Source organism: Ruoffia sp. FAM 26254 (assembly GCF_045528545.1).
In the GTDB taxonomy this organism is placed as follows: Bacteria; Bacillota; Bacilli; order Lactobacillales; family Aerococcaceae; genus Ruoffia; species Ruoffia halotolerans.
Genome location: NZ_JBGQQY010000003.1, coordinates 38,273 through 64,974, shown reverse-complemented (window position 1 = coordinate 64,974; position 26,702 = coordinate 38,273). Strand labels below are relative to the sequence as shown.

General features: G+C 37.8%; 32 protein-coding genes. 10 read left to right on the top strand and 22 right to left on the bottom strand.

The window, feature by feature from the left end; genetic code table 11:
- The first annotated feature begins 21 nt into the window (after positions 1-21).
- Together ACEN3Z_RS01705 and ACEN3Z_RS01700 are read left to right on the top strand one after the other, a co-directional pair.
- Positions 22-921, top strand: coding sequence for a MetQ/NlpA family ABC transporter substrate-binding protein (locus tag ACEN3Z_RS01705; RefSeq protein WP_407089329.1), 900 nt, complete (start codon positions 22-24; stop codon positions 919-921).
- A gap of 196 nt (positions 922-1,117) precedes the next feature.
- Complete coding sequence (locus ACEN3Z_RS01700) at positions 1,118-2,077, top strand: DUF697 domain-containing protein (RefSeq protein WP_407089328.1); 960 nt, start codon at positions 1,118-1,120, stop codon at positions 2,075-2,077.
- Positions 2,078-2,131: 54 nt separating this feature from the next.
- Here the strand turns inward: ACEN3Z_RS01700 and ACEN3Z_RS01695 are convergent, their stop codons facing one another.
- Positions 2,132-2,566, bottom strand: coding sequence for a DUF2188 domain-containing protein (locus ACEN3Z_RS01695; RefSeq protein ID WP_407089327.1), 435 nt, complete (start codon positions 2,564-2,566; stop codon positions 2,132-2,134).
- A 111-nt stretch (positions 2,567-2,677) separates the two neighbouring features.
- Between ACEN3Z_RS01695 and ACEN3Z_RS01690 the strand changes: the two genes are divergently transcribed.
- Complete coding sequence (locus ACEN3Z_RS01690) at positions 2,678-3,319, top strand: NAD(P)-dependent oxidoreductase (RefSeq protein WP_407089326.1); 642 nt, start codon at positions 2,678-2,680, stop codon at positions 3,317-3,319.
- A gap of 52 nt (positions 3,320-3,371) precedes the next feature.
- On the opposite strand, the gene ACEN3Z_RS01685 is transcribed toward ACEN3Z_RS01690, so the two are convergent.
- The 6 genes from ACEN3Z_RS01685 to ACEN3Z_RS01660 form a co-directional block, all read right to left on the bottom strand.
- Positions 3,372-4,448 carry a serine hydrolase domain-containing protein gene (locus tag ACEN3Z_RS01685; RefSeq protein ID WP_407089325.1) on the bottom strand — a complete coding sequence of 359 codons (1,077 nt, stop codon included), beginning with the start codon at positions 4,446-4,448 and terminating at the stop codon, positions 3,372-3,374.
- A 125-nt stretch (positions 4,449-4,573) separates the two neighbouring features.
- On the bottom strand, positions 4,574-5,353 hold the full coding sequence (locus tag ACEN3Z_RS01680) for a formate/nitrite transporter family protein (protein ID WP_407089324.1): 780 nt from the start codon (positions 5,351-5,353) through the stop codon (positions 4,574-4,576).
- Between the two features lie 174 nt (positions 5,354-5,527).
- On the bottom strand, positions 5,528-5,929 hold the full coding sequence (locus tag ACEN3Z_RS01675) for an acetyl-CoA hydrolase/transferase C-terminal domain-containing protein (RefSeq protein WP_407089355.1): 402 nt from the start codon (positions 5,927-5,929) through the stop codon (positions 5,528-5,530).
- The gene (locus ACEN3Z_RS01670; RefSeq protein ID WP_407089323.1) at positions 5,899-6,171 is read right to left on the bottom strand and encodes a hypothetical protein; all 273 of its coding nucleotides are present in this window, start codon (positions 6,169-6,171) and stop codon (positions 5,899-5,901) included. Before ACEN3Z_RS01670 ends, ACEN3Z_RS01675 begins: the two co-directional genes overlap by 31 nt.
- A gap of 16 nt (positions 6,172-6,187) precedes the next feature.
- Positions 6,188-7,369 carry an acetyl-CoA C-acetyltransferase gene (locus tag ACEN3Z_RS01665; protein ID WP_407089322.1) on the bottom strand — a complete coding sequence of 394 codons (1,182 nt, stop codon included), beginning with the start codon at positions 7,367-7,369 and terminating at the stop codon, positions 6,188-6,190.
- Positions 7,370-7,719: 350 nt separating this feature from the next.
- Complete coding sequence (locus ACEN3Z_RS01660; RefSeq protein WP_407089354.1) at positions 7,720-8,622, bottom strand: LysR substrate-binding domain-containing protein; 903 nt, start codon at positions 8,620-8,622, stop codon at positions 7,720-7,722.
- A gap of 207 nt (positions 8,623-8,829) precedes the next feature.
- Between ACEN3Z_RS01660 and ACEN3Z_RS01655 the strand changes: the two genes are divergently transcribed.
- Both ACEN3Z_RS01655 and ACEN3Z_RS01650 read left to right on the top strand, forming a co-directional pair.
- The gene (locus tag ACEN3Z_RS01655) at positions 8,830-10,035 is read left to right on the top strand and encodes an acyl-CoA dehydrogenase family protein (RefSeq protein WP_407089321.1); all 1,206 of its coding nucleotides are present in this window, start codon (positions 8,830-8,832) and stop codon (positions 10,033-10,035) included.
- 23 nt (positions 10,036-10,058) lie between these two features.
- Positions 10,059-10,529: a MaoC family dehydratase gene (locus ACEN3Z_RS01650; protein ID WP_407089320.1), complete on the top strand. Its 471-nt coding sequence runs from the start codon at positions 10,059-10,061 to the stop codon at positions 10,527-10,529.
- A 48-nt stretch (positions 10,530-10,577) separates the two neighbouring features.
- On the opposite strand, the gene ACEN3Z_RS01645 is transcribed toward ACEN3Z_RS01650, so the two are convergent.
- Genes ACEN3Z_RS01645 through ACEN3Z_RS01630 form a run of 4 tightly spaced genes read right to left on the bottom strand, consistent with a single transcriptional unit; the run spans position 10,578 to position 13,365 of the window.
- The gene (locus ACEN3Z_RS01645; protein ID WP_407089319.1) at positions 10,578-11,012 is read right to left on the bottom strand and encodes a GNAT family N-acetyltransferase; all 435 of its coding nucleotides are present in this window, start codon (positions 11,010-11,012) and stop codon (positions 10,578-10,580) included.
- A 40-nt stretch (positions 11,013-11,052) separates the two neighbouring features.
- On the bottom strand, positions 11,053-12,291 hold the full coding sequence (locus ACEN3Z_RS01640; RefSeq protein WP_407089318.1) for an ArgE/DapE family deacylase: 1,239 nt from the start codon (positions 12,289-12,291) through the stop codon (positions 11,053-11,055).
- 24 nt (positions 12,292-12,315) lie between these two features.
- Positions 12,316-12,861 carry a TIGR01440 family protein gene (locus ACEN3Z_RS01635; protein WP_138404590.1) on the bottom strand — a complete coding sequence of 182 codons (546 nt, stop codon included), beginning with the start codon at positions 12,859-12,861 and terminating at the stop codon, positions 12,316-12,318.
- Positions 12,862-13,365 (bottom strand): ECF transporter S component, encoded by a 504-nt coding sequence (locus ACEN3Z_RS01630; RefSeq protein ID WP_138404591.1) that lies wholly within the window; start codon positions 13,363-13,365, stop codon positions 12,862-12,864.
- A 168-nt stretch (positions 13,366-13,533) separates the two neighbouring features.
- Here ACEN3Z_RS01630 and ACEN3Z_RS01625 point away from each other — a divergent pair, with 168 nt between their 5' ends.
- From ACEN3Z_RS01625 to ACEN3Z_RS01615, 3 genes are all read left to right on the top strand, one after another.
- Positions 13,534-13,944: a VOC family protein gene (locus ACEN3Z_RS01625; RefSeq protein ID WP_407089317.1), complete on the top strand. Its 411-nt coding sequence runs from the start codon at positions 13,534-13,536 to the stop codon at positions 13,942-13,944.
- 84 nt (positions 13,945-14,028) lie between these two features.
- The gene (locus ACEN3Z_RS01620; RefSeq protein WP_407089316.1) at positions 14,029-14,532 is read left to right on the top strand and encodes a hypothetical protein; all 504 of its coding nucleotides are present in this window, start codon (positions 14,029-14,031) and stop codon (positions 14,530-14,532) included.
- Between the two features lie 221 nt (positions 14,533-14,753).
- Positions 14,754-15,083 (top strand): DsrE family protein, encoded by a 330-nt coding sequence (locus tag ACEN3Z_RS01615; protein WP_138404593.1) that lies wholly within the window; start codon positions 14,754-14,756, stop codon positions 15,081-15,083.
- A gap of 603 nt (positions 15,084-15,686) precedes the next feature.
- Here ACEN3Z_RS01615 and ACEN3Z_RS01610 read toward each other — a convergent pair.
- The 3 genes from ACEN3Z_RS01610 to ACEN3Z_RS01600 form a co-directional block, all read right to left on the bottom strand.
- Positions 15,687-15,863, bottom strand: a complete 177-nt coding sequence (locus ACEN3Z_RS01610; RefSeq protein WP_407089315.1) for a hypothetical protein — start codon at positions 15,861-15,863, stop codon at positions 15,687-15,689.
- A gap of 113 nt (positions 15,864-15,976) precedes the next feature.
- A complete protein-coding gene (locus ACEN3Z_RS01605; protein ID WP_407089314.1) occupies positions 15,977-16,189 on the bottom strand; it encodes a histidine phosphatase family protein in 213 nt (70 codons plus the stop codon).
- Between the two features lie 89 nt (positions 16,190-16,278).
- Positions 16,279-17,673: a 6-phospho-beta-glucosidase gene (locus tag ACEN3Z_RS01600; protein WP_407089313.1), complete on the bottom strand. Its 1,395-nt coding sequence runs from the start codon at positions 17,671-17,673 to the stop codon at positions 16,279-16,281.
- Positions 17,674-17,882: 209 nt separating this feature from the next.
- Between ACEN3Z_RS01600 and ACEN3Z_RS01595 the strand changes: the two genes are divergently transcribed.
- Positions 17,883-18,767, top strand: coding sequence for a MurR/RpiR family transcriptional regulator (locus ACEN3Z_RS01595; RefSeq protein ID WP_407089312.1), 885 nt, complete (start codon positions 17,883-17,885; stop codon positions 18,765-18,767).
- A gap of 32 nt (positions 18,768-18,799) precedes the next feature.
- Here ACEN3Z_RS01595 and ACEN3Z_RS01590 read toward each other — a convergent pair whose 3' ends face one another.
- The 5 genes from ACEN3Z_RS01590 to ACEN3Z_RS01570 form a co-directional block, all read right to left on the bottom strand.
- Entirely contained in the window at positions 18,800-19,663 is an 864-nt protein-coding gene (locus ACEN3Z_RS01590) for an ROK family protein (protein WP_407089311.1), read from the bottom strand.
- A gap of 21 nt (positions 19,664-19,684) precedes the next feature.
- Positions 19,685-20,638: a mannose-6-phosphate isomerase, class I gene (manA, locus tag ACEN3Z_RS01585; RefSeq protein WP_407089309.1), complete on the bottom strand. Its 954-nt coding sequence runs from the start codon at positions 20,636-20,638 to the stop codon at positions 19,685-19,687.
- A 293-nt stretch (positions 20,639-20,931) separates the two neighbouring features.
- A complete protein-coding gene (locus ACEN3Z_RS01580; RefSeq protein WP_407089308.1) occupies positions 20,932-21,918 on the bottom strand; it encodes a YhdH/YhfP family quinone oxidoreductase in 987 nt (328 codons plus the stop codon).
- A 13-nt stretch (positions 21,919-21,931) separates the two neighbouring features.
- A complete protein-coding gene (locus tag ACEN3Z_RS01575) occupies positions 21,932-22,660 on the bottom strand; it encodes a CHAD domain-containing protein (protein ID WP_407089353.1) in 729 nt (242 codons plus the stop codon).
- Between the two features lie 274 nt (positions 22,661-22,934).
- Positions 22,935-23,111 (bottom strand): hypothetical protein, encoded by a 177-nt coding sequence (locus ACEN3Z_RS01570; RefSeq protein WP_197104304.1) that lies wholly within the window; start codon positions 23,109-23,111, stop codon positions 22,935-22,937.
- 206 nt (positions 23,112-23,317) lie between these two features.
- Here ACEN3Z_RS01570 and ACEN3Z_RS01565 point away from each other — a divergent pair, with 206 nt between their 5' ends.
- Complete coding sequence (locus ACEN3Z_RS01565; RefSeq protein ID WP_407089307.1) at positions 23,318-23,617, top strand: YkvA family protein; 300 nt, start codon at positions 23,318-23,320, stop codon at positions 23,615-23,617.
- A 401-nt stretch (positions 23,618-24,018) separates the two neighbouring features.
- Here the strand turns inward: ACEN3Z_RS01565 and arcA are convergent, their stop codons facing one another.
- From arcA to ACEN3Z_RS01550, 3 genes are all read right to left on the bottom strand, one after another.
- Complete coding sequence (gene arcA / locus ACEN3Z_RS01560) at positions 24,019-25,251, bottom strand: arginine deiminase (RefSeq protein ID WP_407089306.1); 1,233 nt, start codon at positions 25,249-25,251, stop codon at positions 24,019-24,021.
- 75 nt (positions 25,252-25,326) lie between these two features.
- Complete coding sequence (locus tag ACEN3Z_RS01555) at positions 25,327-25,632, bottom strand: AzlD domain-containing protein (protein WP_138404603.1); 306 nt, start codon at positions 25,630-25,632, stop codon at positions 25,327-25,329.
- A complete protein-coding gene (locus ACEN3Z_RS01550) occupies positions 25,625-26,341 on the bottom strand; it encodes an AzlC family ABC transporter permease (protein ID WP_407089305.1) in 717 nt (238 codons plus the stop codon). The genes ACEN3Z_RS01555 and ACEN3Z_RS01550 overlap by 8 nt, the downstream gene beginning before the upstream one ends.
- Between the last annotated feature and the right edge of the window lie 361 nt (positions 26,342-26,702).

Here is a 26,702-nt window from a genome sequence, read left to right as displayed (position 1 = left end):
TAAATTTAAAGGAGAATGTAAATGTTTAAAAAAAGTTTATTAGTTAGCGCGTTAGCATTATTAGTTGGAGGTTTTGCTCCAGCAGCCGAGAATGTGTCAGCTCAAGAAGAGGAAAATGTATTAAAAGTTGCTTCTCACTTACCTCCAATGACTGATGTCGTTGAAATCGCTAGTGAAGTTATTGCAGAACCATATTCAATCGAATTAGTTGAGGTTTCTGACAACATTCAATATAACGAAGCTTTATTAAATGATGAAGTCTACGCAAACTTTGCTCAACACGAGCCATTCGCTGAAATTTTTAACGAAGAGCGCGATGGAGACTTAGTTGCAATCCAACCGGTTTATAATGCAGTGGTTGGTTTCTACTCATCGGTTTACGATTCAATTGACCAAATTGAAGATGGTGCTGAAGTAGCAATTCCTTCAGATATTACAAACGAAGGTCGTGCATTATTAATTTTAGAAGATCATGATTTAATTTCTTTAAATGATGAGGCTGGTTTATTCCCAACTGTTGAAGATATTGAAGAGAATCCTCATAACTTAGAATTCACTCACATTGACTTATTAAATTTAACAGGTGCTTATGAAGATGGGATTGAATTAGTATTCAACTACCCTACTTACATCGCAAGTATTGATTTAACAACTGATGACGCATTAATCTTAGAAGACGAAGATGATAATACTTATGCAATTCAACTAGTTATTCGTGAAGGAAATCTTGATACTGACGCTACAGAAGCACTTCAAGCCGCTTTTACTTCTCCAGAAGTATTAGAATTCCTAGATGAATTAGCTGCTGAAAAACACCTTGCGCCAGCGTTTAGCTTAGATGGCGAAGAAGATGCGGATGAAGATGATGCAGAAGACGCAGATGAGGATAGTTCTGAGTCTGAAGAAGAGTCTGCTGAATAATTTGATATTTTTTACACAAGCAGTGCTTATTGAAAAATAAGTGCTGTTTTTTTGTGGTGTGGTGAGGTTGGTGTGTCCCTGACTTTTTCTCAGGGCCATATTTTTCTCATTTTTTTGAAATATAAGTCTCTGGGCTGATAGTTTTATGGTATATTTACTGTAAAATAATTATGATAACATTGAAAGGACTGATCTTATGACAGATTGGTGGAAAGATATTAAGCGCGTCCTAATGGGGCTTGCCGCTGTATTAGGTTTACTATTCATCGTATTCGTTATTAATCAATTTATATTACTTTATCAATTTCTATCCTTACTTCATCCGATACTTGCTATTATTGTATTGAGTGTCATTGGAATTGGCATTCTATATTTCATCTATTCGATGACAAAACAATTAATGAAAAGTCCGAAAGTATTAGAATTGGAAGATGATGCGACGGAAGAAAAGTATGAGGAGTACATTGACAAGACGCTCGATTTATTAAAGAAAAATCCTCGTCTGGTCAATCTTGAAGTCGATGAGGAATTGCCGAAACAAGAACAAGTAGAGTTGTATTTTAAAGAATTAGATGAATTATCGATGCCTCTTATCAAGCAAAATGCAAATGCGATTTTCCTAAGTACGGCGATTTCACAAAATGGTTCCCTAGACAGCCTCGTTGTTCTATTCTCATTACTGAGAATGGTTTGGCAAATTGCGCGAATTTATGAAACACGCCCGTCCCTTGCCAGCTTAGCCAAGTTATATATGCAAGTGGCGAGTGTTGTGTTAATGGCGCGCACCATTGAAGATGCAGATTTAATTGAGTATCAATTAGAACCACTGATTACAACCATCGTTGGTGAAAGTATTGCCTCAGCCATCCCTGGTATGGTACCCATCGCTAATCTGGTTGTGAGTTCATTAATGGAAGGTGCTGTAAACTCATTCCTGACTATGCGTGTTGGTATTATTACCCAAGATTTCCTCGGACATATTCGCCCTACCGACAAACATAATATTCGTCGCTCTGCTTCATTGCAGTCAATGAAATTTATGGGATCAATTATTAAAGACAATAGTAAAGTGGTCGTTAAGACTGTTGGCAATGCTGTTCGTAAAGCAAGTGTTGGAACAGCTAAACGTTGGTTTAACTTTGGTGAAAGTAAATAGTGTTTCAAAATAAAAAGGATTGTTGCCAACGCATAGGCAACAATCCTTTTTTAACTAATCTTGTTTCATTCCATCTTTTGTATAACTAATCACGTTTTCATCACGATTCTCGGCGATTTCTTTGGCGCGCTCTATCGCGTCTGATTTTTTATCAAAGGTGTCACTCGCTCTTTCGGCGTCAACCGTCTTCACTTTCCACTGTTCATCTTCGTAAAAGACTTCAACATCATTATCTAACAAATCCGGATCGGCGCTACTTGTATCGTGGTCATCGTCTTTTTGTGGATTTGCTTCTTTCTCAAAGGCGTCGCGTTCGCTTTGGCTTGCATTGTTGTACCAATCTTTTCCCTCATTAATCGCAATCGGGATGGCACGGTCGTCTTCATAACCACTCTCTTCGAGGGCATTCGCAATGTCGATAATTTTCTTTCTCAACAACTGTTCAAAGTTTTTCAATGAGTCTGGGTAATCTTGCATATTCCAAGGCATTGTCACCACTCCTTCTCTTTTACCCCATTATACAACTCAAAATCGCACAATCCTATTAATTGCATTTGAATGTATTTCCCAACTATAATATATAGTAAAGGGGAGATTTATATGAAAATAGCTATTATTGGTGCAACAGGGAAAGCTGGAACAGAGTTATTCAAAGAAGCAACAGGACGTGACCACGAAGTCACTGCTGTAGTTCGAAACGCTGAAAAAGCCGCAGACCTTTTAGGTTCAGATGCGAATACAATTGTGAAAGATGCCTTTGATTTGACTCGTGATGATTTACAAGGCTTTGATGTGATTGTCAATGCGTTTGCGACTGCTCCTCAAACTGCATATTTACACGTTGATTTAGCTGCAAAATTGGTTCACTTATTCCGTGAAACAACGACCACTCGCCTGTTCTTTATTCTAGGTGCTGGTAGCTTACTTGATGAAAATGATGAGTTGTTTGTCGAAACGATTCGTCAAGATCCTAATTCATCTGCCTTTATTAATGTCCCAGAAGCGCAACTTCAAGAGTTAAACTTCTTACGTGATGTAAACGATGTAAAATGGGTTGGTGTATCTCCAGGGGCTCGACTTATTGAAGGTGAGCAAACAAATTACACGTCAGGAATCGACCATATCTTACAAAATGATAATGGCGAATCAATCACAACTTACAGTACGCTTGCGAAAGCAATTATAGATGAGGTTGAAGCACCTAAGTATCATAAACAACGATTCACAGTTATTAATAAATAAATATAGAAATAACCGCCTTGAGGCTAGACCACAAGGCGGTTTTTAATTTGTGTTATAAAGCTTCTAACTTCTCCATCAGTAACAAACTTCCGAGTAAATTTGACGGAATTCCTTGATTCATCGCAACATTGGATAGAACGACAACACCAACACCTTCCGCTTTATTAAAGCCAATGTAAGAGGTGTAACCACCGGTTCCTCCGTCATGCCAAATAATATCCTCCTCTTGATTGAGCATCCATTGATAAGCAACGGCATCAATTCGAATTCCTAAATCGCCATTGTCACCTGAAGTGGCATTCACTTCTCTGAGTGGATCATGAGACGCTTGAATTTCAGCATTCGCTTCTGAAAGTTGCAAGTCCAAGTAACTTAACATGTCCTCGATGTTTGATATTAAAGCCCCTGCCGGGACATATGCTTCCGTGTCTTTTGACCAGCACCAGTTATTTCCTAATGTCGTTTCTTCCTCAAATAAATACGTCTCTTCTAGTCTTAAGTCTTCACTTAGATAATTTTCCAGTAACACAGCATAATTTTCCTCGTAAATACTTTCCAAGACCAGTCCTAATACACCGGCATTAAAATTCGAATATTGAAAAGCTTGCTCGCCTACTTTTGTCGTATTTTCAGCAACTTCTTCAAGCATCATCTCGCGGGTCACACCATGATATGGGTTAGCGCCTTGTGTTAAATTATCAATGATGATTTCATTTTCAAAGAAAGTGGGGTATCCGGATGTATGAGTCAGTAATTGTCGGATGGTTGGGTAGTCAGTATCTTCCGGTAGGTTTAAATACTCACTGATTGAGTCGTCGATGTTTAATAAACCCTCTTCAACCGCGCGAGCAACTAAAGTACCGGTAAAAGTTTTAGTGATCGAGCCGACTTCATAAGCATGTATTGGCTTTGACTCATCTATACCCTCCTTTGTATAAACTTGAAAGTCTGTTTGACCCTTTTCTATATAACCGATGGTAATAATAGCGTCGTCACTGGCATTTACGGCTTCTTCAATCACACTATCAAAGCTCGGTCGGTCTTGAGAAAGGCTAGGCACTGTTATTAATGCAGAAAGCAGAACGATAGTGGCTAGTCCCCATTTGATGAACCGTCGGTTTAATTTCATTATAATAAACTCCTCTAATTTAAGTCATTGAATCTGTCATCTATTATACTGAAACATCTTAGTATTATAACCCTTTTTGCATAAAAAAAGATTCCTGTACTGTGACAGAAATCTGAGTATTTATATTAGTCTAAGTAATTAGTTTTCGTTGAATCTAACCAAGCATAACCTAAGCCCATGATGAGTCCTCCGCCGATATAGTTAGCAACAAAGACGAGTAACCAATGCATGATAACATTACCGAATGTGAAACTGTCAATAACACCTGGATTTGTGAACATAACTAATGAGAATCCACCAAAGTTTGCAATCACGTGTTCGAAGCCAAAATAACAAAAGATAAAAATAATTGCTACGACAAATAAAATTTTAGCGCTTGTTTCCTTAATTCGAACCGATCCAATAATGGCAATATTCACTAGAATATTCGCGATGATTCCGTCGAAAAACATGGCTCCGTATGGTTTGGCTAGCTTTTTTTCAATCGCATTATACATATAATGTGTTGCCTCTAAATTGCTAAATAAAGTGGTGCGACTCAACATAAAAGCAATTGCCATACTCCCCAGTAAATTAAATAACGTACACACTAGCAAAATACCCACTGCAGACCGCGCTGGAATCGCTTTGCGGTATGTGGCATTTGTTAAAAACATCATATTAGATGTGGCTAATTCTCCATTGAGTAAGATAATCGTCACTAAGCCCCATGGGAAAAGAAGCGCATAAATGGCCCGACCAATGACTGGATCAATGCCACTAAAGTGGTTGGCAGCAATAAAGGCCACCGCTGATCCTAAGGTCAAATACATTCCTGCATACATCGCCCTCACAGCATATCTTAGAAATTCTGAACGATATAAAACCTCTTTTTTCTTAGCAACGTCATCGATATAATTATTCATCCTAATCTATCTCCCCCATAAATTTTACACTACTACTATAGCACATTTTTTATGAGATAGAAGCAATTCCATAAAAATTATTTATGAAAATTTCGAAATATTAAAAGCCACTGAGGACTTAATCACAGTTTCATATCCGTGATTCAAGTACCTAAATGACTTTCATAATATATATTAAACAATTGCAGCAACTGATTCTTCAACTTCTAAGTAGCCCATTTCAATGGCTTGTTGACGTAATTCATCTCTAAATTTTGGATGAGCAATATTAATTAATGCTTCTGTACGTTCAAAAACTGTCTTCCCTTTCAATTGTACTGCTCCATATTCTGTTACGACTGTATCAATATCATTTTTTGTCGTTGATACGGGTGATCCTGCGTGGAGAACTGGCACTATCGTTGAGATTGAATCATTCTTGGCTGTTGAATAAAGGCATATAATTCCTTTACCTGCCTTAGATAAGCGAACCCCTTTTGTAAAGTCAGATTGGCCACCTGTAGAAGAATAATAAGTATCTTGAACACGTTGAGAGTTACATTGTCCTAAGAAATCAACTTGAACACTTGAGTTAATAAAATACTTGCCAGTGACGGAAATTGTTTAGAAACGATTTGAATTACTTTTATAAAGGTGTAAAAATCCTCTGTCTCTGATTCTTGAGAAAGTAATAATCGAAAGATGTCACGCTTAAAGAAGTAATCAACATACTCTGTAGGAAATTCTTCCGTCGCATCATAATGCTTTGTTACTCGAGCTAACTCATCATTCGTGTATTGGGTAATTTCTTCTAATAAAGCATGAGACTCTTTCGACATTACACATTCTCCTTTTTTATGGTCGTTTAACGATTAAGGCAATCCCTTGCCCGCCACCGATACATAATGTAGCGAGCCCTGTTTTAGAATCACGTTTTATCATTTCGTGTAATAATGTCACAGTAATTCGTGCACCACTTGCCCCAATTGGGTGTCCTAGAGCGATTGAACCACCATTGACGTTGACAATATCTGTATCTAATTCTAATTCTTTAATCACACTTAATGCTTGTGCCGCGAAAGCTTCATTCGCTTCAATTAACTCAATGTCCTCTAAGCTCATATTTGCTTTAGCTAATACTCGGCGTGTAGCTGGGATTGGACCTGTCCCCATAATTTTTGGATCTACCCCGCCACTTGCGTAAGCGACGATTGAAGCTATTGGTGTTAAACCTAATGCTTCTGCTTTTTCTTTTGACATCAAAATAAGTATCGCAGCACCATCGTTGATTCCAGATGAATTACCTGCAGTAACAGATCCGTCTTTTGCGAAGGCTGGACGTAATTTCCCTAAAGATTCCATCGTTGATCCAAAACGTGGGAATTCATCAGTATCAACCATCACTGGTTCACCTTTACGTTGTGGAACGGCAATTGGAACGATTTCGTCTTTGAAACGTCCAGCTTTGATTGCTGCTTCTGCACGGTTTTGACTTGACACGGCTAACTCGTCTTCCATTTCACGAGTTAATCCAAATTTTTCTGCGACATTCTCAGCTGTCACACCCATATGGATATCATCAAAAGCGTCTATTAAACCATCTTTTAAGATAGTATCAACAATTTGACCGTCTCCCATACGTTTACCCCAACGTTGGTCGTTTAATACGTAGGGTGCTTGACTCATACTTTCTGTTCCACCCGCAATAACAACTTCATTGTCTCCGGCTAGGATTGATTGTGCTGCTAAAGCAACAGTTTTAAGTCCTGATCCGCACACTTTGTTCACTGTAAATGCAGGAACTTCTTTTGGAATACCTGATTTAATAGCGATTTGGCGCGCAACGTTTTGTCCTAATCCTCCACTAAGTACATTTCCTAAGATCACTTCGTTAATCTCTTGAGGGTCTAAGTTGATGTCTTTAATACTTTCTTTCACTACTTGTGTTGCTAAATCCACAGCAGAAACATTTTTGAATGCTCCCCCAAAGCTTCCGATTGGCGAACGACGTGCTGATACAATTACTACTTCTGTCATTTTGCTTCCTCCATTTTTATATATGTCTTAGTTTCATTTATTAAGCGTTTACAATTATAATTCTAATGCTTGCATCGATGAATTTCTAACATACTAAATTTATCGTTTCTATAAGCTCGACTTATATCTCATTTGAAGGGCTTATTGATACCCATTTTGTGTGTTGGGGTTTGTCGGGAAATTATAGTTTTCATAAAATTTTTGTATAGAAAATGTGGGATGGAGGTCAGTAGTTTGAGGTCATATAGTGTCACTTTTCGAGGATGTTCAATCACAAAAAAATAGCATCAGCAAGATCACCTCACCAACACTATCTTAAAATTAATTATTGTTCGTCTAACTTAAATTCATTACGCGACAGGTTGATAGAAGAAGTCGAGCATATTTTCAAGCAGGATTTCTTCAACGTCGCTATAAGGTTTTTTCTTAGATCGACATAATAAGACGTTAAATGGTACGAAATCATGGAAATGCTTCACCGCAAATTCAACGCTACTCAAGAAACGATCTACTGGCTTTGGTAGGATGGTTACGATTTCATTATTACGCGTCGCTTCGATTAAATAATCCCATGAAGCAGACGTAAACATCACATCATTGGGCACATTGTTTTCGGTTAATTTACTTTTTACTTGCAAATGCGTTGTAAAAGTATCATTAAATGTCGCTAAACTATAAGGCTTTAATTGCGACCAGTTCAACAAATCATCAGAAGCTAAAGGATGGTTCACATCCATAAAGGCTGTCATTTCATTAATGTCAATCACATGTTGTTCGAAACCTTTCAGGTCTAAGTTCGTCGGTTCAATTAAAAATGCGAAATCAAGATCGTTATTAATCAACATATGTCTGAGATCATTACAGCCACCTTCGGTAACTTCAATGCGGATGTCTGGATGTTCTAACACAAAGTTTGGTAAATACGTTGAAAAGTAAACTCGCAATATTAAAGATGGAATGCCTAGTCGAATGGTTCCTTTTTGTTTAGAAGCCTCTCTTCTCACTAGCTCTTCCATCTCTATACTTTTTTGCGTAATATCTTGAGCATAGCGATATATCTTTTCTCCACTTTCAGTGAGTTCATCTAATCGTCCATTTTTTCTTTTAAATAGTTCGACTTCTTCTTCTTTTTCAAAATTTGTAATGAATTGGCTCAAAGCTGATTGACTAATGTGAATCTTCTTTGCAGCTAATGATAAATTGCAACCACATTCGACAATATTTATGAAATAATTCATTTGATTTATATCCATTCTCATAAAAATTTCAAACTCCTTTTTGCTTACATAAGATAGGTTACTTCTTTTTTAATCGCTTGTAAACGCTTATTTTTAAAAATATCATAAGCTGAGCTAATACGATGTTTAATTATTAGTAATTAGTAATTCTTCTAAAGTGGTTATATTATAGACTTGTAAGCGTTTATATTCAAATTCATTTTTTAAAAAGGAGCATATTTTATGACTACAAAAGCAGATATCGTAAAGGAATTATATCCAGAAGATTTATATGGATATGCAGAGAAATTAACTGATGGCGAAATTGAAGTATTACAAGAAGTTCGTGAAGCTTTAGAAACTCACGTACGTCCTGTCATCGCTGAGTACTGGGAGAATGCCGATTTTCCATTTGAGGCATTTAAAAAAGTTAGTGATGTTGGAATTATAAATAATCCAAAGTTATATGTTGGCCGTGAAGGGAAACGTAAGCCAAGTGAATTATATACGGCTTTCTTATACTTAGAACTAGCTCGTTTCGATGCATCCATCGCAACTTTCTATACTGTTCATGGCGGCTTATGCTACAACACAATTTTAATCGGTGGAGACGACCGTCAAATCGAAGAATTCGCACCTAAGTTAGCTTCATTTGAATGGCAAGGTTGTTTTGGATTAACTGAACCGGATCACGGTTCAGATATTGCAGGTGGCTTAGCAACAACCGCTCGCCGTGAGGGAGACAACTGGATTCTTAATGGAGAAAAACGTTGGATTGGAGGTGCGGATACTGCGGATGTTATCCCAATTTTCGCACGTGACGTTGAAGATAACCGCATCAAATGTTTCATCGTTCGTAAAGGTGCCGAAGGTTATGAGGCTAACCCAATTCCACACAAAGGGTCTTTACGCGCAATCCGTAACGCACACATTAAATTAGAAGACGTTGTTGTGCCTGAAACAGACCGCTTAGCTAACATTAACGGCTTTGGTGATGTTGCGAAAATCTTAGTCTTCACTCGTGCAGATGTGTCTCATATCGCGACGGGTGTGACAGCAGGTGCTTTCATTTCAGCATTAAAATACGTTAAAGAACGCGACCAATTCGGAAGAAAATTAGGTGGCTTCCAATTAGTTCAAGAAAAATTAGCCCGTATGCAAGCAAACGTTGTTGCTAACATTGGCTACTCAGTGCGCTTAGCTGAAATACAAGAAACAGAACGTCCATCAATGTTAAATTCGTCTCTAGCAAAAATGCACAACTCACTGACAATGCGTGAAACTGTTGCAATGGCGCGTGAAGTTTGTGGTGGTAATGGTATTACCCTAGAATCTGAAGTAATGCGTTTCTTCACAGATGCAGAAGCTATCTACACTTACGAAGGAACTCATGAAGTGAATGCTTTAATCGTTGGCCGTGAGTTAACAGGTTTAGGTGCATTTACATAAAATTAAAAAAATGTGGGGTAAATATGAATAATAAAATATTCCGTTTAGAAGATTTAAAGATTGGAGACAAAATAGATTGTGGCTCTTATCAAATAAGTCGAGAGGAAATCATTGATTTTGCACAAAAATATGATCCTCAGTTTTATCACATTAATGAAGATAAAGCGAAGAACTACCCGTTTAAAGGTTTAATTGCAAGTGGTTGGCACACAGCATCTATTGCTATGGGGATTATAGTTCGATCATTAAACATTGAGCACGGTATGATTGGTTCGATGGTCAACCTATCTTGGCCAAATCCAACTCGACCGGATGATATTCTATACGTTAAAACTGAGATTCTGGATATCAAGCCTTCTAAATCAAAACCATATCAAGCAGTCGTAGAAGTAAACTGGATTGTAAAAAATCAAAAAGATGACATTCTTCTAAAAACAAAATCGACAACACTTATGTTCTATGAAAACCCCAGAAACCATTCGAAAAATCCTTAAGCAAAAAGTCCTAGAAGAGATCACTCTTTTCTAGGACTTTTTCTTTAGTTAATAATTTGGTAGGCGTTTGTATAAAGCATATTTAGTCAGACCACGTCTTGGGTAATCATTCATTGAACCTGATAATGTGTAACCTAATTTCTGATAGAAATCTAAGGCTTGATAACTCAAGGTTGATAAGGAAACAGTATGTACTCCAATCGATTCAGCATACTGCTCCATTTCCTTTAATAACCCTGTTCCAATTTGTTGACCACGATACGCTTTTTCTACAGCTAATGCATTCACATGCGCTGTCTCAAATTGTTTTGTAAAGGCGATGCCGCCTGCAAAACCAGATTCATTCACGGCTTCAATCGCATACAGTTTAGATTCTAAATTCTCATGTTCTGGATAATTTTCTAACGTATGCGCATCTATTAAGGTATCTATCTTCACAAGAGAGACCTCAGGAATTTGTGCTTGAGTGTATCTCATCGTCATAATTCATTCACCCTCCATTGAATTTGTACGCGTCGTTCAATTATTTGCCTTCAGCAAATTTTGTAATCAGTTCAATATAAATATCCACAAAGTTAAAATAAGCTTCCTTACTCACGTATTCATCGAGTTGATGGGCAGAACTTGTCTGACCTGGTCCAAAGACAACAAAGTGGAAGTCTTCGCCTTTATCAATCAGTAAATTCGACGCGTCTGTGACACCAGTCGTTGGTCCAACCAGTAGGTCTGTACCTAGTTTATCTTCCCCAATTTCTTTTGATAATGTCGCTAAAAGATTATCACCTGTCGTAATAATTGGTGGTAAATATAGTAACATCTCAAGAGAAAGTTCTGCTCCTGTCCCTTCATACTCTGCCAATACTTGATTGAAAATATCTCGCATTTGTTCGTTATCAAATTCTGTCACCGTTCTCGCATTGAAGTAAGCTTCGGCTTTGTCCGGTACTGAGTTAATTTGTGAGCCACCGTTGAACAATGTATTAGTTAAGACCGCTCTTTTTAGAAGATCTGCTAAATCTTTATTTCCTTCGGTGTCATCTTTAGACCCACCAAAATTTTCAATGACGGGAGTAAAATCAAAGCTTGAGAAATCAGTCTCTTGATTCACACTCTCAAATGTTCCAATGACGTGTTCAACAAAGCCCATTAATGGTTCAATCGCATTCTTACCAACTTTTGGCATGGAACTGTGAGCCGATTTCCCGCGAGAAGTTACTTTAAAGTTCATTGATCCTTTGTTGGCAATGTTTATGACATCACCTGTTGGTTCAGCAATAATCATTGCTTCAACGTCATCCATGTAGCCATTTTCACGTAAATATTTTGACCCGAGTTGCGTACTTTCCTCACCCGCAGTCACTAATAAGCGAAGCGTTCCTTGAGGTAAGGCTTCGGCTTCTTTGATTTCAATCATCGCAATGACAAGTGCTGCTAATCCTGCTTTCATATCCGCAGTCCCGCGTCCATATAGTTTATCGTCTTCTTCAGTTAAGACAAAGGGATCATATTTCCAATCAGCAGCGTCCCCTTCTGACACTACATCCATATGACCTGAAATTCCAATCAGGGGGCTACTGCTTCCGAATTCAGCCACTAAATTGGCGCGTCCTTCATCGACTTCAATCACTTCTGCTTCAATCTGATGTTTATTTAAGACGTCTTTTAAATAAGTTGCAACTTCGATTTCATTTCCATTAACTGATTTAATCGCAACTAAATCTTTTAATAGTGATATCTTATCTTCATTTGAAAAAATACTCATACATTCCACTCCTTAATATTTTCCTTAATTAGCGTACTGTGCGCGAGGTCCCCCAATGAATTTTGGTCGAGTTCTTAAAGCTGTGACATGGGCTGAGCCTAATCCCTTAATGCTTGGGCGCACGGGTACTTGGACATGTTTAACATGCATCCCAATTGCCGTATCTCCAATATCTAAACCAGCTTGTGCAACAATATGTTCAACGACAACTGGATCCGTAAAGTATTTAAAGGCTGCCACCGAGGCTGCACCTCCAGCATTTAAAGCTGGTACAACAAACACTTCGTCTAAGTCAGCTTGCTTTGCAAAGGCGCGTTCAACAACAAGCGCTCTGTTCAAATGCTCGCATCCTTGAACGGCTAAATTAATTTGATGCTGGTCTAAATACTCTTTCAGTGTTGAGACAATGAGTTCGCCGACTTCTTGACTGGAATTTTTCCCAATCATGCCTCCAACAACTTCACTTGTACTACACCCTAAAACAAAAGTATTCCCTGCTTGTAATTGGGCTGCCTCTAGTACATCTTCTACAATTTGAATTAAATCATTCGTTAACTTATCAGTGTTCATTTAATTACCTTCTTTTGCTGGATTAAAACTTGTTTTCTTAAGACCTTTTAACATGGCGATCGTGACTAAACTTCCAAAAACTGTCTGAACAAGATTCCCTGGAATTGACGCCATCGCTGCTGGCCAAGTATATAGTAACATGGTTGCTAAGAAGTAGCCGACAATCATGCTCGCACTTCCAAGTACTAAGCTCATACTTAGTTTAAAGGAACTTGTTAATTTTTGATATAAATATCCAACTAACAATCCTTGAATACCATGGATGATGATTGAGAATAAAGCCCATTGAGGTGCGCCAGTTAATATATCAATAAGTCCACCACTCAATGCCCCAACCCAAAAGCCACCTGCGGGACCAAGTAAGACTGCACTTAAATATATACCCGCCTCACATAATGTAACAAATCCGTTCATTGCTGGAACCGGAATAATCACTAATAGGGAAATAGCAGTCGTTAAAGCAGTTAACAACGCGATTTTAACTAAATTATTTGTTTTAAACATTCCCATTCACCTCACTTTGTATTCTATTATTATAATACAAATTTGACCCTTTTTATACGCTTATTAGAAATTAATTAGAAACAGTCGCTTTCATTGTTCGACTGATTGTATTATTTTGTTTTGATATTTTGGAGTGGTAAAATAAAGAAAACATTAGGAGTGTATATTGTGAAAAACATTATCCCATCATTATGGTTCTCAGATAACAATTGTGAAGAAGCGCTTAATTATTATGTTTCTATTTTTCCTAATTCAGAAGTCACGTCCATCGAATATTATCCGGATGAGTCTTTAAATGAACATTTTAAAGGCATGGCTGGCAAAGTTATTAATGCTGAATTTGTATTGAATGGCCAGAAATTTATTGGTCTAGATGGCGGTCCGTATTTCCGATTTAACGAAGCAATTTCATTTACGATTGCTTGCGAAGATCAGGAGGAGATTGACTACTACTGGTCAAAAATATCTCACGTTCCAGAAAGTGAGCAATGTGGTTGGGTTAAGGATGCGTACGGTCTTTCTTGGCAAATTATCCCGAGTCACTTAAATGAATTGCAACAAACTTACGCTCAAATTTAAACCTAGATGAATACGAAGAAAATTATTATAAGCAACTTGGAAGCAGCAGTTTTGGAAAACTAAATTTTATCACTGGAGGTAACTATGCAACATCATTTAACTATTCAAGAAGCTATTTTTACTTTATCAAATTTTAATAAACAAATTGACCAACTTACTTACCGTTTCCGCTCAAATTTCTTTGGACCGGTGAAAGTGGACGGTAAGCCAATTGCCCATGATGATAAAGCTAAATCGAATGAAGAAGAATTGGTAAAATACAAACAACTGATTACCGACATAAGCGCTTTGCGTCACGCCATTGCACAGGCAAATAATGAACTTATTGTAGAAAATCATAGTGTCACTTATCAGCTCGAATGGGTTCGTCAAACGCGTTTACTATTGACGCAACTTGAGAATTTAATTCAGCGCCAAGAAACACGCGTTGAGACGGGTGTTGGCGTGGTCGAATATAGTGCTTATAATGAGTCATCGATTCGCGAAGACATTGACCGACTTACGAAAGAAGTTAATAAAATTTCTTCTTTAATCGATCAATCGAATGCAAACTCTATGATTTCAATTGATTTACTCACTGAGATTTAACACTTTTGGTAGAGTCTTTGTGTACTTAAAACTAGATTGAACGGTTGCGACTGACGATTAATTTAATATTACGATTAAAGTTTAACGATTAAAAACCACTGCAGCTGATAAATATAAAGACTCGATGGATTGTTTACGCAATCAAAAACTTTTTGCCGGCAGAAGTTTTGCCTTTACACGCTGGTTTATTTCTATTTTTTCAAAAGTAAAGAGGTGAAACGATGAAAAAAGTCATATTTCATGCTCACGAATTAGAGGATTGGTCAAAAGTTATTGCTAGTGCTAGAAATGCCTTAGCTGATTTAGTTAACGTTGATATAGTTATTCTTGGAAACGGACCTGCCGTTCAAATTGTTAGTCACCCTGATATTGCTTCGAAAGCTGAGCCTTTGTTAGAAAAAGGTGTTACTTTCGAGTTATGCGGACATGCTTTGGCTGCACAAGAATTAACACAAGAACAAGCAGAAGCTATTCACTTTACATACGTCCCAAGTGGCGTGGTTGAACTGATTGCCCGCCAAGAAGACGGCTATGCATATATACGCGCATAAATAACAGCCCACCCTATTCAGTATTGATACTGAGTGAGGTGGGCTGGTTTTTTGGGATTGGTTGTTGGATTCGTGTCCCTGAGATTTTTTCAGGGACACGAATTCACCCACTTTACAAATTATAAAACCTAACCTCTCCTAAATATATGAAACGAACTTAATAAAACGTTTAGTACTGGGATTCCGTACTCTAAAATATAACTCATGATACGGTAAAATCGAGTATAAATTTTCATTAGCATTTTTCATTATAAACGGACAATGCATACAAAATATACAATGATAAATTGAATAAGACTAAGTTATATAATACAAGCATAACTAAAGCCACTGTCCATTGATTATCAGCTGAAATTAAGACCGTTAAATAACAAATGTAAGACAATGCACTTGTGAACTCTGCCCAACTAGACACTACGCCTATTACAAATAAATGAACAGCTGACAAATTCTTTGACGCAGGATCTATTTCCTTATCCTTAATCTCTGCTTTATTATTTCTCGCTGAAAAATAGTGATAAAACGATAAATGATTAGCATCACACCTAGAACATTTAGTGTAAGCGGGATTAAAAATGGGTAGTTCGTCTGCGCTGATTCAAATTAATTTCGGATAATTTGAGCAATACCAAAGTAAAATAACAGCCCAAAAATATAAGTCAAGATTGAATGCTTTCTTTTCGCGGTAGATTGTAATACAAACTGTTGTGAAATAGCAATTGGATTTAAACTTTCAACCAAACCAGTACCAATCCTAATACCTAATAATGATAAAAACATATTCCTTCCTCCTTAAAAAACAAAAAAGAATAGGCATCCAATTATGTACACGTTGGCCTACGTACAAAAATGAATGTCTATCCGACGATATTTTTATATTATTTTATTTCATTCTACTTTAGCACATCAATTCCTTGAGTCAAATATATTTTCGTCTTATAAGCCACTGTAGTCATGATTGATGACATCAATGTATTTAAACTGACCTTCATGGTATTGAAAGTCCAAAGCTGAGCAATTAGTGGCGAATCAGAAGCACCTTGGATCACACCTCGTAAGTTGAATAATGTCTGCCCATGTCGCATCATATAGATTGTTTGTCCCATTACAACAGCTCCTTCCATTCTCCTTCAAATATTATATTAAAATAACCTCTTGAAGTATAAAATAATACTCCATGAGGCTCCAAACTTGTTTAATTCGACTCCATCAACTCATCTACATACTCAACCACCTCGGGTTGTTTTGCTTCAATCTCTTTAATTTTTTCGGCAAATTGTGGTAAGTGTTCTTTGTGCGCGTAAAGTAATTCATCCAACACACGTTTGGCTGTATTTCCTGCTGGTACTAAAGGATTGATCGTAAAGGCGTGTAAAGCTGCACCGTAGTTACCCTCAACCGCAGCACGAATGACTGTCTCCTCCATTCCTTTCATCAACTGTAACATTCCTCTAGCTGCTGGCATGAAGCTTCCCCAGTTGTAAGGCATGGCTCCGTGAGAGGTAATTTCCGCTGATACTTCAATAATTGAATTATACGGTAAATCAGCAATTGCACCTTTGTTCTGTGTCGAGACAACCATTTGAGTGCGTTTGTCATTATAGATTGACGCAATCACTTCACAAGCCGCGTCACTATAATACGTTCCCCCACGTTGTGTTAATTCTTCCGGTTTGTAATCTAGTTCAGGATTTTTATACAGTTCGAACAAGCTTCTTTCTGTTTCTTTCACTACTTGCGCACGCGTTTCCCCATTTTTAAATTCTTCAATTGAATGCTCTAACATAATATCTTCAGAATAGTAGTAATGGTGGTAACCGCAAGGTAGTAGTCCCAAGTCTTGAATTTGATCGACATTATAACCTGCGTCGTGAATATTTTTTAGTGCGCTTTCAGGTGCATCCTCATCCTCTTTGTATAACAAATCGATGACTTCTTTTGTGCGCTCATTCCCAGCTTTATCCCAAACCCGGTGCCAATGAAAATGATTAATCCCAGCAAATTGAAAATTTAATTCTGCTTGTTCCACATTTAATTTCTCAGAAACATCCATACAGTGAGTAATCGGAACATTACATAAACCAATCGTGCGTTTCCAACCGAATTCATTAATCGCTGCTTCCGTTACCATCCCAGCTGGATTGGTGAAGTTGATTAACCAAGCATTTGGGCATTGTTGTCGCATATCTTCAATAATTGAACCAATCACAGGAATTGTACGCATCGCCTTAAGCATCCCACCGGCTCCATTTGTTTCTTGTCCTAAAATACCGTGTGACAATGGAATCCGTTCATCTTTCACACGCGCATCCAGTAGCCCTACACGAAATTGTGTCGTCACAAAGTTTGCATCTTTTAAGGCATTGAAACGGTCTAAAGTTAATGTCACTTTCCAGTCTAATCCGGCCGCTTTAATCATTCGCTTAGCCATTTCGCCAACGATATTCAGTTTTTCCTGCCCCGCCTCGATATCCACCAGTACGATTTCTTCGATTGGCAATTCATCTTTTCGTTTAATATAACCTTCAATGAGTTCAGGCGTATAGCTTGATCCGCCACCGATTGTTACAATTTTAATCCCTTTAGCCATAAAAAATATAGCCTCCTCTATTTGTTTGTAAGGTTAGCTTAACCCTGCAAGTAAACCTTTACAACAGCGTGAGGTCAAGTAGTATGCCTCGTCACAAATCAATGGTCTTTTCACATTTTCCTTGTGTAAGGGTGACACAAAATATACTAAATGTTGTGAAAATCACTCAATTCCTATATGATTAAATAAAATGAAGTTAGGAGACTATCATGCTAATTATCGAACAAATGAAGTCTGAACATTTTTCTGATGCCGAACAAACCTTAGTCGACTACATGACCGAAAACCCACAGTTACTGGAAAACATGACCACCACTGCTCTAGCTCAAATAACACACGCGAACCCGACAAGTTTAATTCGTGTAGCGAAAAAGCTCGGCTTTAAAGGTTGGACCGACCTAAAAGATGCCTATTTAAAGGAATGGCACTATTTAAATAGTAATTATAATTCCATTGACGCAAACCTCCCATTTGAAAAGCAAGATAACTTACTTTCTATAGCCAATAAGCTAGCCACCCTTGAGCACAATACGATTCAAGATACGCTTTCTTTATTAGATTATCAAAACTTAATGCGAGCTCAAGAAAAATTATTGAAAGCCAAAGAAATTAAAATTTTCGGAAGTCATACAAATGCAATGATTTCACAAGATTTTGTCACTAAAATGCGCCGAATTAATCGAAACGTGTCGATTGCATCGACGTATCACTACATTGATTACGAAGCTTACCATTCAACGGAAGACACGTGCGCCATCGTCATTTCCTATACGGGAGAGAATGATATTATGCTAAAATGCATTGACATGTTGCGTGAACGCGGCTCATCCATTATTAGTCTGACAAGTATTGGCGACAATACGATTTCTAATTTGAGTGACGTTACTTTACATATTACAACACGGGAAAAGCTCTATTCAAAGATTGCGAATTTTACTTCCAACACATCAATTATTTACTTATTAAATTTACTTTATGCAATGGTATTTACACACGATTATGACGTCAACTTAGAACATATTATTGAGGTCGGGCAAATTTTTGATTCGCGTCGCATTAGTTCTGACATTATGCGAGAAAATAAGACTCAGTAACGGAGCCGAAATTCGGTCGTTACTGAGTTTTTTTAATTTAATATTTTCTGAGCTAATAATAGACAACCTGTTATTCCAGCGTTATCTCCTAAACCAGGTGTTTGAACGTACTCGGCCATCGGTGGTAAAGCTAAGTAGCCGGCCATTAATTCTTCTAATTTTGCTTGAATCATAGGTAGTAGATGGGCTTGCTTCATTACGCCTCCACCTAAGATAATTCGCTCCGGTGATAAGACTAGCGAATAATTCATCAAGGCTTGAGCTAAATAATAAGCCGTGAACTCCCATGCTTTATGGTCTTTAGGTAAATCAATCCCTTTTTTACCAAATCGCTTCTCGATAGCAGATCCACTTGCGAGTCCTTCTAAACAGTCACCGTGATAAGGACACGAGCCCTCTCCCGTATCTTCAGGATGTCTTTGAACTTTGATGTGCCCCATTTCCGGATGAGAATACCCATTGAAAATGCCGCCATTAATGACCGCGCCCCCTCCAACTCCTGTACCAATCGTTAAATACAAACTGTTTGGAATATCTCTGCTAGCTCCTAATTTGTACTCGCCATAAGCTGCCGCATTCACATCGGTCGTCCAGTAAATGGGTTTACCAAACGCTTTTTTCAAATAGCCTACAAAATCAAATTGGTTCCAACCTGGTTTAGGTGTAGACGTAATGTAACCATATGTTTCTGAAGCTGGATTGACGTCAATCGGACCAAAAGACCCAATCCCAAAGCTGTCGACGTCGTATTTTCCAAAAAAATCTACTACGGCTTCCATGGTTTCTTCCGGAACCGTTGTGGGAATCGACAGTCGTTCAATAATATTTAATGCGTTATCTGAAACAGCGCAGACAAATTTAGTGCCACCTGCTTCAATTGCTCCTAGTAATGTCATATTTAATCACTCCTATTTGAATTAATAAACTGGGTTTGATGCGATTAAGGTTAAGTTGCTCCCTTTTATTTGGATGTCAGATGCTGAAGCTGGCGTTACAAAGGAATCTCCTTTGGTTAGTGGGTAGGTTTTTCCATTCACAATGAGTTCCCCACTTCCTTCAATCACCGTTGCTAAATAAACAGCGTTAGTGACAGGAATTTCTAAGTCGCCTGTCGCATCCCATTTAAAGACTTTAAAGTAATCATTCGTTAGAAAATGCGTCATTGCGCCACCCTCTTGTTGGCTCACATCTGCCACTTGTTCAGGGTCTTGATGAGGAATCAGCGACACATCAATAGATTGTTGGATATGTAAATTACGTTGCTTCCCTTGATTGTCAGTACGATCGTAATCATACACGCGGTAAGTGGTGTCTGAACTTTGTTGCGTTTCTAATATCATGACACCCCCACCAATGGCGTGAATCGTTCCATGTGGCACATAATAAAATTCGCCCGGCGTCACTGGCACTCGGCGCAGTAACTCGTCCCAGCGCCCTTCTTCAACCAATTGCTGGAACTCTTCTTTGGACTCCGCATTATGTCCATAAACGATTTGCGCACCAGGCTCAGCATCGATAATATACCAACACTCCGTCTTACCTAATTCACCTTCGTGCTCTTTTCCGTAAATATCATCTGGATGCACTTGAACAGATAAGTCTTCTTTCGCGTCCAGTATCTTTACTAATAATGGAAAGACATCATCATTTAATTCGCCAAAGAACTCACGGTGCTCTTCGTAAAATTGATCAAAGGCCATACCTTTAAATTCATCCGGCGATTCAATGGTCGAAACACCATTTGGATGCGCACTAATTGACCAGGCTTCACCAATACGGTCGCTTGGTAAATCGAAGTTAAATTCGCTTTTTAACTTATTGCCACCCCAAATTTTCTCTTGTAAAACTGGTTTTAAAAAAATTGGCTCCACTAAAACAGCTCCATTCTCATTAATTATATTTGGATTTCGAATACGCTCTCATCTGCTAATATTATCATAATAGTTGTTGAGTTGAAAATATTTACTGGATAAGATGTTTAATTAATTTCCCCTATGCTGGCGGAAGCAGGTCTTGAGATTTAGGTCTGGCTCAAGCCAAATGGCAATTTCATTTGGCTTGAGTTCGGGCAACTAAAGACAAACCACTACTCCATTTGGCTTGAGTTGCATTTTCAAAAAAAGAGAACCATAATTTTCTCAAATTACGGTTCTCTATGTAATCTCTAATTCATCTCTACAATTGTTCGACCAACGTGTGAACCTTCTTTTAAGGCGGTGATTGTTTCAGAAACGTCATCTAGTTTAATTGTTTTCGCGTTTAAATTATCAACAACATTCCATGAATCCGCCAAGTTGTTCCAGATTATTTCGCGTTCTTCTTGAGAAGCGTTGACTGAGTTGATCCCTAGTAAGTTAATGCCTCTGAGAATTAATGGCAAGACGGTTGTTTCTAATTTTACTCCCGCCGCATTTCCGCATAAACTCATGCTTCCCTTTTCTTGAATTTGCGAGATGAGAGTTGCGGCAACATCGCCTCCGACGGTGTCTAAGACGTAGTCGTATTTTTGAGAAGCAAGGGCTTTTTTCTCGCCAATATCATCTGCCCATAAGATTTGATGCGCGCCAATATCTTTAACAACTTTTTCCTGATAGTCTTTACGGATCATTGCTGTAACGTTTTGGTAGCCGGCTTTGACTAGGATGGCTAAGGCAATACTCCCTACGCCACCGGAAGCTCCAGTGACTAAAATTCGTTGATCCAATTTCGGATCCATACCATGCTGTTCAAGTGCTCGAACAGATTGGGCTGCTGTGAAACCAGCTGTCCCATAAGTCATAGCATCTTTTAAAGTTAGATTTTCTGGCACCGGAATGATCCATTCAGAAGGCACTTGAGCATATTGGGCTAGGCCACCCGTGTGATTCACACCTAAATCGTATCCTGTAATCAGTACTTCTTGTCCAACTTCAAAAGATTCATCTGTCGTTTTAACAATTTCTCCACTTAAGTCAATCCCTGGAATCATTGGGTAGCGACGAATCACGCCACCATTTGCTTGAGTAGCTAACATATCTTTATAATTCAGTGATGAATAGTGAACTTTGATTAAAACTGAACCTTCGTCTAAATTTTCTTGCTTTATTGATTCAACTTCATAACTTACGTCGTCGTTTTCTTTTCGTACAACGAGTGCTTTAAATAAATCCAATTTCATTCTCCTTTTATTCGGTGACTATTATTTTTTCTTGAGCAATATCACGAATTTGATAGAATAACTCTCTCACATCTTTATCCTCAACCTGATCAGCAAAGTCTGTTAATAAGTCGTAATTCACATGCACATCAGTCACTTCACCAAACTTATCTTGAATGGCTTCGGCTGCTTTTTTATACGGTTTAGTTTTTTTGGATGTTATATTTTTATAGTATTTTGCTGCATAGCGATTTTTCTTAGCATCTTTTCGAATATCATGAACCGTTTCATAATCTTCGAGATCCACTTCTTCATACGCTTTTTGCAATTTATCATTCTTTTTCTCTAAGCGTTTAGCAACATATTTATCCCAATCAAAATCTTTATCCAACTCTAATTCTTCAAGCGTTTCTTTAGTGGTTGTTAACGCGTCTTTGACTAGTTCAACATTCGTCACGTTAAATATGCGACGCATTTCTTTCCGGCGTTCTTTGCCTAATAAATTAAACGCATCATAAAAATACTCACTTAAATCTGGTTGTTCTAAAGCAACTTCTTCAGTAAATTCAGTCAATACATCGAGTTCGCGAATAGGTCCAAATACTTGCGCTGCTTCGCGAAGCGGCGCATTCATTGAATCATACGTCTCTTCACCGATAATCGGTTTGATAAAGTTCAATAAACCACGCAATTCTCTTATGCTCACTCGCAAATCATGTGCTATATCGCTATCAAAAGGATTATTAGAAAAATCCACGTACCGCGCTTCAATGATACTCAGTCGCTCCAGCAAAATATTTTTTACTTTTTTGTCATTCGATTCACCTCTCACTCTTTTTTTAAAATTGTTTTTCGATATCTTAAGTATAGCACTTACATCCGCAGAGCTAAAACAATATACTGTGCACAGGTGTTGTGTGGATATGTTGATAAAATGAAAAGTTATTTGCAAATTATGAACATGTGCATAAGTATTTTGATTAAAAAAATTCGCTTGTGCCATATAATTATACACAAACGAACTTAAGTAATTAAATTTCTTCAAAAATGACCGCACAACGGCCTTTTTCATCCATATCACTGACTTTTATAATTGTTAAACCTTTTTTATTCGCGTAATCGGCAATTTCTTGGTACAGCTTTGTCATTTGTGTTTTAAACACGCCACCATTCGCATCAAAATCTTCTACAATATATTTCCTTGCCATCCTTTGCCTCCTCAGTTTATTTGTTACTGCTATTTTAACACAAATACTATGGTACAATCTTTTATCACGCTTTTCTGAGAAAGTATTTTAAATCAATTCTTATTTTCTTGGCATAATCTTGTCACAATTAAATATCATCCTTAAGACTGATATCCGAATCAATCCTTAGCGTTATAATGTATATAGTCAAGAAAGGGTGTGTATTAATGAAAGCAAATAAAACTTCAAAAACAACTTTAGGTAAATTTGTCAAAGCCTTATTCAAAAAAGAAACACCACTATATATTAAAGGTATGGTCGGTGTCGCCCTAGCCTATACGATCTTCCCCGTGGATGTCCTGCCAGATATCTTTGGTCCCTTAGGTTTTGTTGACGACGCGGCAGTAATTGGTGTCTTAACTACGGTTGCGATGACTTTATTTGATAATTTCTATGAAAAACAAACTGGAGTGTCGAAAGTCGACCCTCAACACAATATTAAATATGCAGAAGTCGTGAATGACTAAATTCAATTATAATAAAAACGAGTATCGCTTGCTGTTTGCATGACAGTGGCTATACTCGTTTTTTATTATTTAATTTTCCAAACTAAGATGGACTATATATGTTGTAAGGTTCTATTCTTAACCTTTATATAAAAACTTAGTGGCGTAAATACAAGCACTAAAATAATTCGTACGTATTTTTCAATCATTTCGTTAATCATCGAAAGTGCATTTAATGCAGACATTATGGCGATACCAATTGTAAAAAAAACACCGATTAAAATACCTGTTCCAAGCAATCAAGTTAAATGTGGTATATAAACACCAACATTATCTTCACCCGCTACGATGGTGATGAAGAATGTATGGGTTTGAATTTTATTAAATCGTTCAATGACCATTTCAAACTCCAGTGATATGAATTAAAACCGCTCTCGGTAAATCGGCATCGACATACAACGCGGTCCGCCTCGACCACGGACTAATTCACTTCCTTGGATTTTATGTAATTTAATTCCTGCTTCTTCAAGCAAGGCATTTGTAACTGGATTACGGTCGTAAACAATTAACTCGCCTGGTGCAATCGCCAATGTATTGGCCCCGTCATTCCACTGCTCACGCGCCGCAGCTACTGGGTCTTCACCCCCACAACGAATAAGTGTTACTTTCTCAATGTTGAGAGCTGCTTCTAATATCTCTTCTAATGGAGCGGTTTCCTCTTCGATTTTCACTTCGCCGTCTTGACTTGTAATCGTATACACTTTTAATTGGTCTTCTATTTCAGGATGAATCGTGAATTTATCGTAATCAACCATCGTAAAAACTGTATCTAAATGCATGAACTTTCGGTTACTTCCAATGAGAAAAGCCAGCACTTGGCTGTAATCTGTATCTTCAAAGACATTTTTTGCAAGCTTCTCAATAGAACGCGCGTCCGTTCTCTGCGAAATCCCAATCGCTAAGACATCCTCAGATAGCACTAAGATATCTCCACCTTCAATATAAGTCGATTCATCTCGGAAATAATACAAAGGGACGGAGTTATCTTTGACAACTGGATGATATTGGAAGATATACTTTCCATATATTGTTTCTCGTTTGCGCGTCTCAGAATACATATGATTCAAAGAAATTCCTTGCCCGATTGTCGCGAAAGGGTCCCGAGTAAAGTATAAACTCGGCATCGGATTAATTAACAAAGGATAATCTCTATCCAAAGTATCAATCAAAGTTGTACCTTCTTCAACCTTGACTTCATCTTTTCTAAATCCTGTCATTGTCTTGAGTATCAGCTCGTAAGAATCTTCAATCGCTGTCAGCTTTTCTTTAACAGCATGGTAATGAGCACCCGGTTCTAAGCCTGATTCACTCAACCATTCCTCAATAAATTCTTCTCTCACATTCCCATTGTCAATAGCTTCTGCAGCTAATTTCTCTAAGTAAAGTACTTCGACGCCATTCTCTTTTAATACTTGAGCAAATGCATCATGTTCTTTTTGCGCCGCCTCCAAATAAGGTATGTCATCAAATAGTAACGCTTCAAGATTAGCTGGAATTAAATTTTCTAATTCAATACTTGGGCGATGTAATATTACTCGTTTCAACCGACCAATTTCTGAATATACTTGAATTAGCATGCTTGTCTTATCAGTCATCGTCTCTTCCTCTCTCAATGCTATATCGCTATCTTACCAGTTTGATGAAAGAGAGAGAAATGATTCAACTATCACTTAAATTAAAATCAATTCCACGATAAAAACAAGCATACAACTTGTGACTGCCACTTGAATTAAATTAGCGCCTCGCCAAGACATTAAAATGGCACCAACTAATGCTGCCAGTCCAGATAGAGGTGTCTGCGTCACTTGTAAAATAGCTGGGAAAGTCATAACTGATAAAGTAACATATGGAACATAATACAAAAACGACCGAATAAATGAGTGTTTAATTTGCCCTCTAGCTAAAGTCATTGGAATGACTCGCATCATATACAGTACTGCTCCACTGAGGAGTAGATAAAAATACACGCTATTCATCATGGATCACCTCATCTTCAATCGGATATCTAATTGCTGCAACACTTGCGATAATTACTGTCAAAACGATCGTCACGATTCCAGACGAAAAACGTTCCACAAGACCAATAACATCAGCAGTAAAACTCGCTACATAAGAAACAACAACGAAAAAAGCAATCGTCCGATTCACTTTTGCTGAAGGAATAACCGCAGCAATGAACATCCCATACAAAGCCACACTTAACGCACTCACTATACTCAACGGGAGTATATTTCCAGCGATGACACCAATAAAATTCCCAATCGCCCACCATAATAGTGATGTCATCGTTCCATAGTAGTAGTAAGGTTGAACGAATTTATTATCCGCTATTGATAGTCCGAATAACTCATCAGTTATACCTAGGCTAATTAAGAAGCGGTGTCCCATTGGGCTTTCTGGATGAACACGTTGGCTCAATGCCAAACTCATTAAGATGTAACGAGCATTCACAACAAGCGTGACTAATACCACTTCCACAAAAGGTGCATTCGACTCAAACAAGCTATACACAGCATATTGCCCAGCCGACGCATTTAGTAATAAAGCACTTAAGAATCCTTGTAATGGAGTAAGGCCAGCATTTCTCGCCGCAATCCCTAATGTAAAAGCCACCGAAAAATACCCAATGGCTAAAGGAATCGAATCCTTTAAACCATCTTTAAAATAATCAACATTTCGTTTCACACTCTCACCCTACCTATCTCAATCAATTTGATTGTCATATTGGTATTATATTATAGTTGGGTTAAAAAGCTAGCTAGCATTTAAAAGAGTTTGATTGTTTGGTTTGATTAAGGCGGTTAACTACCATATGGATTCTGGTATGGGAGGATAGACTTCGTTAACTAACATTTGTACATTCACAGTATATTAAATTGAGTGGAATAAATAAGTAAGTAAGGCCAATTGCCTCGCACTATGATTGCGAAGAATTCTAGGACTCGTTCAGAAAGATAAGATTAGTGTGAAGTGACCCGCATACAGAAATTAGTTTGTCCCGAATACACCAATCTATTTTTCTAAAATAAAAGAAGCCAGACAATTA

Excerpts from the sequence above, each read along its gene's own strand:
- ACEN3Z_RS01630 (WP_138404591.1), bottom strand. The coding sequence starts at position 13,365 with ATGTTTAAAACAAATAATTTAGTTAAAATCGCGTTGTTAACTGCTTTA.
- ACEN3Z_RS01565 (WP_407089307.1), top strand. The coding sequence starts at position 23,318 with ATGAAAGCAAATAAAACTTCAAAAACAACTTTAGGTAAATTTGTCAAA.
- ACEN3Z_RS01655 (WP_407089321.1), top strand. The coding sequence starts at position 8,830 with ATGACTACAAAAGCAGATATCGTAAAGGAATTATATCCAGAAGATTTA.
- ACEN3Z_RS01615 (WP_138404593.1), top strand. The coding sequence starts at position 14,754 with ATGAAAAAAGTCATATTTCATGCTCACGAATTAGAGGATTGGTCAAAA.
- ACEN3Z_RS01705 (WP_407089329.1), top strand. The coding sequence starts at position 22 with ATGTTTAAAAAAAGTTTATTAGTTAGCGCGTTAGCATTATTAGTTGGA.
- ACEN3Z_RS01605 (WP_407089314.1), bottom strand. The coding sequence starts at position 16,189 with ATGGGACAAACAATCTATATGATGCGACATGGGCAGACATTATTCAAC.
- ACEN3Z_RS01600 (WP_407089313.1), bottom strand. The coding sequence starts at position 17,673 with ATGGCTAAAGGGATTAAAATTGTAACAATCGGTGGCGGATCAAGCTAT.
- ACEN3Z_RS01695 (WP_407089327.1), bottom strand. The coding sequence starts at position 2,566 with ATGCCTTGGAATATGCAAGATTACCCAGACTCATTGAAAAACTTTGAA.
- ACEN3Z_RS01660 (WP_407089354.1), bottom strand. The coding sequence starts at position 8,622 with ATGGATATAAATCAAATGAATTATTTCATAAATATTGTCGAATGTGGT.
- ACEN3Z_RS01650 (WP_407089320.1), top strand. The coding sequence starts at position 10,059 with ATGAATAATAAAATATTCCGTTTAGAAGATTTAAAGATTGGAGACAAA.
- ACEN3Z_RS01590 (WP_407089311.1), bottom strand. The coding sequence starts at position 19,663 with ATGACATTACTAGGAGCAATTGAAGCAGGTGGCACTAAATTTGTCTGC.
- ACEN3Z_RS01620 (WP_407089316.1), top strand. The coding sequence starts at position 14,029 with ATGCAACATCATTTAACTATTCAAGAAGCTATTTTTACTTTATCAAAT.
- arcA (WP_407089306.1), bottom strand. The coding sequence starts at position 25,251 with ATGACTGATAAGACAAGCATGCTAATTCAAGTATATTCAGAAATTGGT.
- ACEN3Z_RS01665 (WP_407089322.1), bottom strand. The coding sequence starts at position 7,369 with ATGACAGAAGTAGTAATTGTATCAGCACGTCGTTCGCCAATCGGAAGC.
- ACEN3Z_RS01685 (WP_407089325.1), bottom strand. The coding sequence starts at position 4,448 with ATGAAATTAAACCGACGGTTCATCAAATGGGGACTAGCCACTATCGTT.
- ACEN3Z_RS01555 (WP_138404603.1), bottom strand. The coding sequence starts at position 25,632 with ATGAATAGCGTGTATTTTTATCTACTCCTCAGTGGAGCAGTACTGTAT.
- ACEN3Z_RS01670 (WP_407089323.1), bottom strand. The coding sequence starts at position 6,171 with ATGTCGAAAGAGTCTCATGCTTTATTAGAAGAAATTACCCAATACACG.
- ACEN3Z_RS01700 (WP_407089328.1), top strand. The coding sequence starts at position 1,118 with ATGACAGATTGGTGGAAAGATATTAAGCGCGTCCTAATGGGGCTTGCC.
- ACEN3Z_RS01570 (WP_197104304.1), bottom strand. The coding sequence starts at position 23,111 with ATGGCAAGGAAATATATTGTAGAAGATTTTGATGCGAATGGTGGCGTG.
- ACEN3Z_RS01680 (WP_407089324.1), bottom strand. The coding sequence starts at position 5,353 with ATGAATAATTATATCGATGACGTTGCTAAGAAAAAAGAGGTTTTATAT.
- ACEN3Z_RS01595 (WP_407089312.1), top strand. The coding sequence starts at position 17,883 with ATGCTAATTATCGAACAAATGAAGTCTGAACATTTTTCTGATGCCGAA.
- ACEN3Z_RS01690 (WP_407089326.1), top strand. The coding sequence starts at position 2,678 with ATGAAAATAGCTATTATTGGTGCAACAGGGAAAGCTGGAACAGAGTTA.
- ACEN3Z_RS01610 (WP_407089315.1), bottom strand. The coding sequence starts at position 15,863 with ATGTTTTTATCATTATTAGGTATTAGGATTGGTACTGGTTTGGTTGAA.
- ACEN3Z_RS01645 (WP_407089319.1), bottom strand. The coding sequence starts at position 11,012 with ATGACGATGAGATACACTCAAGCACAAATTCCTGAGGTCTCTCTTGTG.
- ACEN3Z_RS01640 (WP_407089318.1), bottom strand. The coding sequence starts at position 12,291 with ATGAGTATTTTTTCAAATGAAGATAAGATATCACTATTAAAAGATTTA.
- ACEN3Z_RS01635 (WP_138404590.1), bottom strand. The coding sequence starts at position 12,861 with ATGAACACTGATAAGTTAACGAATGATTTAATTCAAATTGTAGAAGAT.